The organism is Candidatus Margulisiibacteriota bacterium, assembly GCA_041650855.1.
GTDB lineage: Bacteria > Margulisbacteria > WOR-1 > O2-12-FULL-45-9 > XYB2-FULL-48-7 > JALOPZ01.
The window spans coordinates 259,854-268,519 of record JBAZKJ010000002.1; the positions used below are offsets into that span (position 1 = coordinate 259,854).

At 57.1% G+C, this 8,666-nt stretch carries 10 protein-coding genes and 1 tRNA gene; 7 read left to right on the forward strand and 4 right to left on the reverse strand.

The features are described from left to right. The first annotated feature begins 7 nt into the window (after window positions 1–7). Both WC529_06045 and WC529_06050 read left to right on the forward strand, forming a co-directional pair. Window positions 8–373 (forward strand): response regulator, encoded by a 366-nt coding sequence (locus WC529_06045; protein ID MFA5113835.1) that lies wholly within the window; start codon window positions 8–10, stop codon window positions 371–373. After that, window positions 370–1,161 (forward strand): polysaccharide deacetylase family protein, encoded by a 792-nt coding sequence (locus tag WC529_06050; GenBank protein MFA5113836.1) that lies wholly within the window; start codon window positions 370–372, stop codon window positions 1,159–1,161. Before WC529_06045 ends, WC529_06050 begins: the two co-directional genes overlap by 4 nt. On the opposite strand, the gene WC529_06055 is transcribed toward WC529_06050, so the two are convergent. Then, window positions 1,151–2,635, reverse strand: coding sequence for a HAMP domain-containing sensor histidine kinase (locus WC529_06055; protein ID MFA5113837.1), 1,485 nt, complete (start codon window positions 2,633–2,635; stop codon window positions 1,151–1,153). The two genes, WC529_06050 and WC529_06055, sit on opposite strands and share 11 nt — an antisense overlap. Window positions 2,636–2,687: 52 nt before the next feature. Here WC529_06055 and WC529_06060 point away from each other — a divergent pair, with 52 nt between their 5' ends. Further along, window positions 2,688–3,713, forward strand: a complete 1,026-nt coding sequence (locus WC529_06060) for a DUF933 domain-containing protein (protein MFA5113838.1) — start codon at window positions 2,688–2,690, stop codon at window positions 3,711–3,713. Here the strand turns inward: WC529_06060 and rfbC are convergent. Then, window positions 3,703–4,275: a dTDP-4-dehydrorhamnose 3,5-epimerase gene (gene rfbC / locus WC529_06065; protein ID MFA5113839.1), complete on the reverse strand. Its 573-nt coding sequence runs from the start codon at window positions 4,273–4,275 to the stop codon at window positions 3,703–3,705. The two genes, WC529_06060 and rfbC, sit on opposite strands and share 11 nt — an antisense overlap. Before the next feature lie 126 nt (window positions 4,276–4,401). Here rfbC and WC529_06070 point away from each other — a divergent pair, with 126 nt between their 5' ends. The 4 genes from WC529_06070 (at window position 4,402) to WC529_06085 (ending at window position 7,297) form a co-directional block, all read left to right on the forward strand. Continuing rightward, entirely contained in the window at window positions 4,402–5,004 is a 603-nt protein-coding gene (locus WC529_06070) for a hypothetical protein (GenBank protein ID MFA5113840.1), read from the forward strand. A 91-nt stretch (window positions 5,005–5,095) separates the two neighbouring features. Further along, a tRNA-Glu gene (locus tag WC529_06075) sits at window positions 5,096–5,167 on the forward strand. Window positions 5,168–5,174: 7 nt separating this feature from the next. Beyond that, window positions 5,175–5,825: a C39 family peptidase gene (locus tag WC529_06080; GenBank protein ID MFA5113841.1), complete on the forward strand. Its 651-nt coding sequence runs from the start codon at window positions 5,175–5,177 to the stop codon at window positions 5,823–5,825. Next, the gene (locus WC529_06085) at window positions 5,822–7,297 is read left to right on the forward strand and encodes a polysaccharide biosynthesis C-terminal domain-containing protein (protein ID MFA5113842.1); all 1,476 of its coding nucleotides are present in this window, start codon (window positions 5,822–5,824) and stop codon (window positions 7,295–7,297) included. Before WC529_06080 ends, WC529_06085 begins: the two co-directional genes overlap by 4 nt. Here WC529_06085 and WC529_06090 read toward each other — a convergent pair. Together WC529_06090 and WC529_06095 are read right to left on the reverse strand one after the other, a co-directional pair. Beyond that, on the reverse strand, window positions 7,224–7,739 hold the full coding sequence (locus WC529_06090) for a phospholipase D family protein (GenBank protein MFA5113843.1): 516 nt from the start codon (window positions 7,737–7,739) through the stop codon (window positions 7,224–7,226). The two genes, WC529_06085 and WC529_06090, sit on opposite strands and share 74 nt — an antisense overlap. A gap of 8 nt (window positions 7,740–7,747) precedes the next feature. After that, window positions 7,748–8,665: an NAD(P)-dependent oxidoreductase gene (locus WC529_06095; GenBank protein MFA5113844.1), complete on the reverse strand. Its 918-nt coding sequence runs from the start codon at window positions 8,663–8,665 to the stop codon at window positions 7,748–7,750. Window position 8,666 lies beyond the last annotated feature (1 nt).

Consider the following 8,666-nt stretch of genomic DNA (forward strand, 5'->3'; position numbering starts at 1 on the left):
GAGCATAATGGCTAAAAAGATATTGATCATTGAAGATTACCAGGCGACCGTCGGGATGATCGCCTCTTTCCTGCAGCTTGAAGGATATTCCGTCGTGACGGCGGCCGACGGCCCGTCCGGTTTGGCAAAAGCGGTCGCGGACAAGCCGGACCTGATCCTGCTTGACGTGATGATGCCGGGGATGAGCGGGATCGAGGTCTGCCAAAAACTGCAACAGGACCAGCGGACCGCCCCGATCCCGGTCATTATCGTTTCGATCAAGTGCAGCGAGCAGGAGATCGCCGAAGGCCGCGCGGCCGGCGCGGCCGATTACCTGGTCAAGCCGTTCGAGCTGGATGATCTGCGGGCGGCGCTTCAGAAACAACTCGGATGAACTGGCGCGTTCTCCTTTTGCTCCTCGGCTGCTGCCTGCAATGGTCCTGCGCCCCGCAACAACTGCCGCCGGCCAAGCCGCTTTCCTTTACCTCTTTTCCGGTCCTGGAATACCATCTGATCGGCCGGCCGGAAGGGCGCTGGCAGCGAACCCCGGAAAATTTCCGCGGAGACCTGGAATGGCTTTATGCCAACGCTTACTATCCGCTTAACCTGCGGGATATACTGGATGGCTTTGGCGCCATCCCGCCGGGGAAACGCCCGATCATCCTGACCTTTGACGACTCATCTGCCGGCCAGTTCCGCTATTTGCCCGACGGACGGATCGATCCCGACTGCGCGGTCGGCATGATCAAGGCTTTTCACGACCGCCACCGGGATGACTGGCCGCTGAAAGCGACGTTCTTCGTCCTGATGGAGACCAACGCCCGGGACCGTAACCTATTTGGCCAGCCGGAGAGCGCCGCCCGGAAATTGCGGCAGCTGACGGAGTGGGGGATGGAGCTGGGCGTCCATACCTATTCGCACGACCGGCTGGACCGGCTCAGCCCGGCCGCCGCCAAGCGATCGCTGGCGCGCTCGGTCGCGACGCTCGCCAAATTCAGCAGCCGGGAAGTCGTCAGCCTGTCGCTCCCTTTGGGTAAATATCCGCGCGACCTGAGCATCTTGAAAGAGTTTAAGCTGGTAGTAGAGGTGGCGGGTGGGCTGAACCCGGTCAGGTTCGATCCGCTGCGGCTCAAGCGGATCCAGACGATCGACGGCGAGTGGCGGCGGTTCTTTAAGCGATAGGGAGGACGAAAGCAAAGCGGCTGCCGCGGCCGAGCCCGGCCGATTCCGCCCGGATATTTCCCTGGTGCGCTTCCACGATCCGCTTGGCGATCGCCAGGCCGAGTCCCAGTCCGCCGTGCTCCCGCGTCAGGTGGTCTTCCGTCTGGTAAAACCGGCCGAAGAGCTTGTCGATGTTCTCCTGGCTGACGCCGATCCCCTTGTCGGAGACCGCCAGCTCCACCCCCTCGGAGGTCCGGATAACGTTGATCGTGACTTCCCCTTTTTCCGGGCTGAATTTGATCGCGTTGTCGAGCAGGATCTTGATGGCGTGCTGGATCCTTTTCCGGTCGGCCAGGACGGTCGGCAGGTCCGGCAGGATATTAACGTTCAACTTGATCTCTTTGCGGATCAAGGGGAGCGCCAGTGTTTCCTTGACCTCGTTGATGACGTAGCCCAGGTTGATCGGCTCCTTGTTCAGCTTCAGGTCCTTGACGTCCAGCCAGGAAAAATCGAGCACCTCGTCGATCAGGTCCTGCATCCGCTGGGCCTGGCGCTCGATCGTGGCGGCGACCGTTTTCAGGTCTTCGGTCAGGCCGGGGATCATTTTGATCTGGGCGACCCCCATTTTGATCGGGGTGAGCGGGGTATACAGCTCGTGGGAGATGACCGAGAGGAAATCGGTCTTGATCTTGTCGACCTCCTGGAGCTTGTCGGACATTTCGTTGACCACGTTGATCAGGTCGCCGAGCTCGTCGCTTCTTTTGATGTTGATCCGGGCGTCGTAATTGCTGGCTTTAAGCGCGCTGACCCCTTTGATGATCGCCATGATCGGGCCGGTCACCGTGTAAGCGCCGAGCCGGCCGAGCGCGATCGAGGCGATGATGCCGATCAGGAAGAATATCATGGCGCTTTGCGTGATGTCGCGGCGGAGCGCTTCGACGTCGGCCGCCTTCATGTCGATGCCGAAGATGGCGACCGGCAGGCCGCTACCGTCGCGGATCGGCGCGTAGCCGGAGAGCCAGCGGCCCCATTTGTCCCGGGTGATCTCCTTGTCGGCGATCGGGCCGCCGAAAGCCAGCTGCATTTCCGGGTAATTGCTGACGTCGTACTCTTCGCCGAACGCGGTCATATTTTGCGGGTCTTTGAGCTCGTCGTCGGCGATGAATTTCCAGACGTTCTTTTTCGGGGTCATGACCAGGACGTAGGCGGCGTGGATCTTGCTGTCGCCCATGACCGTGAAAGAGTGCAGTTTTTGCTTGAGATCAAGATAGGCCCGGGTCTGGCCGTTTCCGGCCAGTACCGCCCGAACCTCCGCGGCGCTGATCGAAAGGGCAAGCGAGCTGGCGGTATCTTTCAGGTTATCGCGCAGGGAATTCATCAGCGCGCTACTGGAGCGGAGATAGGAATTGACGGAAAAGATGGCGATGCAGACAAAGATGACAAAAGCGATCAAGATCGTCAGGCGGTCTTTCAAATTTACTCTGAACCGGTCCATAAAGGAATCATAGCGCATCGCTTAGACGGTGACAATATGTTAAAATGAAGCGATGAAAGTCGATATTTTAGGTTTACCGCAAGCCGGCCAGCAGGAGCTTTTCGGCATCCTGACCGGGGTCGCGCTCGACCATATCCGCCAGCGGCTGATGGAAGTCCAGCTCGGCGCCTGCAACGTGCGCGACCCGCGGATCGCCCGGTTCGTGGAGATGTACCGGCCGAAGAAAACCACCTACGCCCGGATCGAATATTCGCTTTTGCCCGATTTTACCACCCAGGGCCCGGCCAAGACGCTGATCGCCGGCGAGATCAGGAACGCCGACGAGATCTGCTGGGTTTCCCGGGCGGCCACGGCGGAGAGCGACATAGCCGGTTTTATCAGCGAACTGATCATCGGGGACTTGCTGCTGGTCGAGAAAAGGCTGGAAAACATCGCCCGCGAGCTCAAGAGCAAGCAATCCGAAGAACGGTTGAAGGAAAAAGCGTTGATGGAACAGTTCAAACAGCATCTCGACCAGGAAAAGCCGCTCAGCACGATCGTTTTGAACGATGAGCAGAATAAAATGCTCCGCGCCTACCAGTTCCTCAGTCTGAAACCGGTCGTCCTGGTCATTAACGTGCCGGAAGACAGGATCAAGGACGATTCGATCACGGCCGCGATCAAACAGAAATACCATTATCCGTGCATCCAATTAAGCGCCGGACTGGAGGCGGAGATCAGCCAGCTAAGTGAAGAGGAGCGAGGGGAGTTCATGAAAGAGATGGGGATCGACGAGCCGGCGGTCGACAAGATGAACCGGCTGGTCTACGAAGGGCTCGGGCTGATCTCGTTCTTTACCGTCGGCGAGGACGAGGTTCGCGCCTGGCCGGTCCGCAAAGGGGCTTCCGCCGCCGAAGCGGGCGGCGTTATCCACACCGATATCGCCAAAGGTTTTGTGCGGGCCGAGCACATGGCTTATGGCGATCTGATCGCCCTCGGTTCCGAAGCGAAGGTCAAAGAAGCGGGGAAGTTTTCCCTAAAGGGACGCGATTATCTCGTTGCCGACGGGGACGTGCTCAGCTTCCGCTTTAACGTTTGAACTCGAAGTTCGTTTCCGCCTGGTCCAACCCCGGATGCTGACGGTCGCGGTCGGAGACGACCACCTTGCCGACCTGGTCGACCGGCCATTTAATGCCGAGCCCCGGATCGTTCCAGGCGACCGCCCGCTCAGCCTGCGCGCTGTAAACGCCGGTGCAGGCGTAGATCACTTCGCTGTCATCCTCCAAGGCCAGAAAACCGTGCGCGAAGCCGGGCGGCAGATAGAGCATTTTGTGGTTGTCGCCGGTCAAAACGTCAGAATAGTATTTCCCCCAGGTCGGCGAACCTTTTCGAACATCGACGCCAACGTCAAAGATCTTGCCGCGGAGGCATTTGACCAATTTGCCCATCGGCGACGGGTTGATCTGGTAATGGAGCCCGCGTAAGACCCCTTTTTTCGAACGGCTGTGGTTGTCCTGCACGAACGGTTCGGTCAGCCCGTGCCGGGCGAACTCGTCGCGGTTGTAGAACTCCAGGAAGAAGCCGCGGTCGTCGGCGAACACTTGCGGTTCGATGATCAATAGACCGGGCAGGGGCGAGCGGGTAAATTTGAACTTTTCCATTACTTTATTATTTTAGCACAGAATTATCTTAATCGCGCCGTTCCCCAGGCCGGGATTATTTTACGGCGTGGGATCCGGCAATAATGATATAATAAAAAGCAGCTGAGAGAAAGGAGGGAGGACAGGATGGAACTATTCAATATTATTTGCGTGGCGGCCGGGATCTGCTTGTTCATCAGCTCGATCACGATCTTTTGGACGTCCTGGAATATTTTCGGCCGGGAAAGGTTTACCGGTTGGTGGCTGACGCTGGGCGTACTGGTCGCTTTCTTTTTGTTGGGCTATCTCTTTTTTGAGCTGTACCTGATCAATGGCTGGGTGTTGATCGACTTAAAGAGCCTGGTCGCGCAGGTCTTTTTTTGGGGGGCGGTGTTCGTTTTGGTCTGTGCGCGTTTGTTCTTCCTGACCAACCGGCAGCTGGACGAGGGGGTCAAAGAGCTGCAGCAGCTGAAATTCGAACTGGAGAAGAAAGTGCTGGACCGGACGCAGCAGCTGGAAGCGGCCAAGCTTGAATCGGAGAAAAAAGTCGTCGAACGGACCCGGGAATTATATGAAGAAAAATTGAGCTTGGAAAGCAAGGTCCAGGAGCGGACGGCGGAACTCGCCAAAAAAGTCGCGGAACTCCAGGAGTTTTATGATCTGACGGTCGGGCGCGAGATCAAAATGATGGAGCTGGAGGACGAAATGGAACGGATCAAGGCGGTTCCTCCGCAAAAACCGGATAATTAGGCAAACAGGTCTTTCCTGGCTCTTGCTCCTGGCCTTGGCCGGCGTCGGGTTGAATTCCCGGCGATATTCTGATAATCTGATAACCTGACATGGCCCCATGGTCTAACGGTTAGGACGCGGCCCTCTCAAGGCCGAGGCCGGGGTTCGATTCCCCGTGGGGCTATTTTTTAATGACAAAGAAAATAATCGTTTTCCTGCTTTGCTTAACTTCTTGCGCGTTAGCAACGACAAAATCGCTCGCGCTGCCGCCACGGGTCGAACTCCAGGTCCCTTTCCTTTGCCAGGCGCCGTTCGCCAACTGGGCCCAGCCGTGGCAGGACGCGTGCGAAGAAGCGGCGCTGATCATGGCGGTTCACTGGGCGAAGGGATACCCGATCGAGAAAGAAGCGGGGAACCGGGAGATACTGGGGCTGGTCAGCTACCAGGTTAAACGCTGGGGCGGCCATCACGACCTGACGGCGGCCAAAGCGGCGGCCTTACTTCGCGAATATTACCGGTTCAAGAATTACCGGGTCGTTTATAAGTTCGGTGTTGAAGATATTAAAGGGGTTCTGGGGACTGGAGACTTGGTACTGGCGCCGATGGCGGGACGCTTATTGGGGAACAAGTATTATCGTCAACCGGGACCGGCTTACCACTATCTGGTCTTTATCGGTTATGACGAAGGCAAGGAGGAATTCATCACTAACGATCCGGGGACGAAACGGGGAAAAGGGTATCGTTACAAATACAATGTTGCCTATAACGCGATCCACGATTGGGCCGGCAGCAAAGAGAACATCAGTGAAGGACGCAAGGCGCTGATCGTGGTCGCCAAATGAAAGAGCTGAAACTCGTCGCTAAAGGCGGGGCTTTCAGCCTGCTGGGCGACGCGGCCAGCTATTCCCTTTCCTACTTATTTCTCTTTTTTGCTTCGCACTGGCTCGGCGCCGCGCTGCTGGGCGCTTACTACTGGGCGCTCTCGATCGCCAGTTTGCTGAGCGAGTTCGCCGACCTGGGGACGGGGCAGGGACTAATCTATTTTACCCCCAAATACGAAACGGAGAAAGGGCGGAACAGTTCGCTGCCGCTCTTTCGCTTTGTGCTTGGTTTCGTTATGGTCAATGCTTTAGTCCTGGGCGGGCTGCTTTTTGTTTTCGCTCCGGCCCTGGCTTCTTACTTTCATAAGACCGATCTGGTCTGGCTGCTCCGCCTGTTTTCCCTGATTATTCCCTTTGCCTTATTCTGGCCCGTTCTTTATAAATACTGTGTCGGCCGTTTCCAGATCGTTCCCGGCATCCTTTACGGCGATATTTTTCGTCCGCTGGTCCGGTTGCTGACCTTAATGGCGTTAAGTCTGGCCGGGCTGGCTTCATTGGCCCTGGTGGGGACCGAACTGACGGTCGGCGTCGCCCTGCTCGTTGTCGGCCTGCTGATCGTCAACCGGCTCTGGGGGAGAGAGTTTTTCCGTGGCCGGCTAACTTGGCGGGAAAAAGGGAGCGTCCTGCTTTATTCGTTGCCGTTCCTGCCGCTCAACTTGGCGCGCGGTGAACGATTGATCGTGATCATTACCGGCTTTTTCCTGGCGGTCGCCGACCTGGGCGTTTTTGGCGTCGCGCTCAAGGTTGCCGCCCTGTCGCAGGTGATCCTGACCGGGCTGAACTTTGTTTTCCGGCCGCTGGTCTCCCAGTTATACGCGGCGGGCGACATGGCGACGTTAAAAACGGTCTATCAGGCGATCACCCGCTGGATCTTCATGTTGACGCTGCCGTTGTCGTTCTTTTTCCTCGTCTATCCGGCCGAAGTAATGCAGCTGTTTGGCGCCGGGTTCACCGGCGGCGCGGCCGCGCTGGTGATCGTTTCGCTCGGTTATTTGTTCGAATACGGCACCAGCGCCACGCAGGTGATCATCAACATGACCGGCCGGAGCTGGCTCAGTTTATTGAACCAGGTCGTTTACCTGGTGATCGTCCTACTCCTGGGCGTGATGTTGATCCCCGGTCACGGGGTGGTCGGGGCGGCGGCGGCGGTTGCCATGGGGATCGTCGCGGTCAACTTGCTCCGTTTATACCAGTCGTGGCGGATCGTCGGTTTTACCCCTTACAGCCTTTTTCTCTGGAAACCGATCGCGGCCATGCTGACGGGCGGGATCGTAGTGCGGGGCTTGGCGCTTAAAGGATTGCCGGTCATTGTCCCGGTCTACTTGCTGGTTTATCTGGGGACGCTCCTGGCGTTAAGGCTTAACGATCAGGACCGAGCCCTGCTGCTTGGCCTGTGGTCCAAAGCTGAGCGAAACGAGCCTGGTATTGTTTGATCAGGGCGGGGTCGTCGATTAATAAGAGGTTTTCCGCATTATTATTTTCCGCCTGCGCCGTCCAGTTGAATGAGCCAGTGCACATTACCCTGCCATCAAAGATCCCGACCTTGTTGTGCATTAATCCTCTGCCGGTATCGTATTTAACGATGATACCGCGGTTAGCCAGATAGCGCCCTTTACCATATTTTTGCGTTTTCTGTCCTTTGTCCAGCAAGACCCTGATGCTAACGCCCCGCGCTTTAGCTTTATCGAGCGCCTGGATGATCGGCCGGGAGGTGAAAGAGTACATCATGATGTCGATCGTCTTGGTGGCCGCATTGACCTGGTTGACGATGGCGTCGGTGCAGCCGCCTTTGGGGGAGAAGAGAACCTGCGTTTGGGCAAAGGCTGCTAAGGCAAAAGTCAAAAGTAAAAAGGCAAAAGTAAGGTGTTTTCTCATGGCTATTCTTATGCGCCGATGTCTTTCATGACCTGGGGGATCGTCTGCAGCGTACTTTTCAGCCCAAAACTTGCCGCGTTGACGGTATCGTAAGTGAAATGTTTCCGCTCAAAGCAATAGCGGTCCCAACTGTGCAGTTTGTGCCCGGTCAGGGCGGCTAAAGTTTTGACCAGCGGCAGGCTGATCGTGAGCTGGCGTCCGCTCTTTACTCCGTAGTAGGCGCAGACCTGTTCGATCAGCTCCGTTGCCGTCAAAGCTTGGTTCCCCAAGATATACTCGTTTTCTTTAGCCGGATGCTCCAGCAGATGGGCGGCGATCACCGCAATGTCAGCCGCATGGATGAAATGGAAACTGGCGTCGACCGTAAAATGGCGGATCAGCCAGAGCCACTGCCTGATCCCGCGCAGGCCGCTGGCGGCGTGGGAGTAGGGGTGGTTTTTATCGCCGCCGATCACCCAGGTCGGGAAAAGAGTGACGACGTTCCGGTAGATCGGCAGCCGCGGCAGGATCATATGCATGTAATACTTGCCGCGGATGTAATGGGTCCCCTGGGTCTCGGCCTGATGGACGGCTTCTCCGGCCGGTCCCAGGATGCTGGCGGTGGAAAAATAGAGGACTTTTTGGCATTGTTCCGGGTCGAGCGCCTCAAAGAGAGGGAGGCTGTACTCAAAATTCCCTTCGTTGCCGGCCCAGTCCGCCGCCAGGTGGATGACCGCGTCCATCTCTCTTAATAATGAGGCGTGCTTTTTGATATTGACCAGGTCATCCTTGATGATGTTAATGTTCCGGAATTTGGCCGGATCGAACAGGAGTTTTCCCGGGTTCCTGACCAGGAGGTTTAACTGGTAATCCTGGTTCGGGGCGAGCAGGTCGAGCAGGTAATGGCCGACGCAGCCGCTGCCGCCGGTAATAAAAAGTTTACGCATG